The organism is Staphylococcus coagulans (assembly GCF_002901995.1).
Lineage (GTDB): Bacteria > Bacillota > Bacilli > Staphylococcales > Staphylococcaceae > Staphylococcus > Staphylococcus coagulans.
In genome coordinates, this window is record NZ_PPQN01000147.1 from 1 (window position 1) to 647 (window position 647).

Here is a 647-nt window from a genome sequence, read left to right on the forward strand (position 1 = left end):
TTTGAGAACTGCCATCTTCATTAGTAGAACTTGCTAAGGAGGTTAAGCTTGTATTAAATTGTTTATCAATATAAAGTAATTCAAATAATTTTTCTTCACTGACATTCAATTCTTTCATACATTTTTGAATCAATTCATTTTGAGGTATATCACTATATATTTTATAAATTCTATTTAATTTATTTAATTTTTCCATAATATGTACAGGTAAACGAATAGTTAACTTTCTATCAGCTATATCTCTAGTAATTTTTTGCTTAATCCACCAAGTAGCATATGTAGAAAATTGATAACCTTTACTAATATCAAATTTTTGAATAGCTTTGTATAGTCCCAAGTTACCACTTGAGACCAAATCTTCTATATCTAAAATAGATCCTAAGATGCTATTCTTATAACGACTTGCAATTTTCATCACAAGTTTTTGATTAGAATTAATGATTTGTGCAATTACTTCTGAATCATGTTGATTTTCCTTCAATTTGTTGAAGTAAATATCGTTAAGTTCATAACTGTCAACTTTAGTAGTTAAATCTACAGATTTAATATTGTTGAATTCTTCAGATTCTTCAATATCATCGAAAAAATCATCTTCATTATTTTTAATATTATCTATAGTGTTTTTTTCAATGATATTGTTATTTTCA

At 24.9% G+C, this 647-nt stretch carries 1 protein-coding gene; it reads right to left on the bottom strand.

Going from position 1 to position 647, the window contains the following annotated elements:
* A partial coding sequence (locus CD118_RS11845) for a sigma-70 family RNA polymerase sigma factor (protein WP_142380889.1) occupies positions 1-647 on the bottom strand: 647 nt, incomplete at both ends.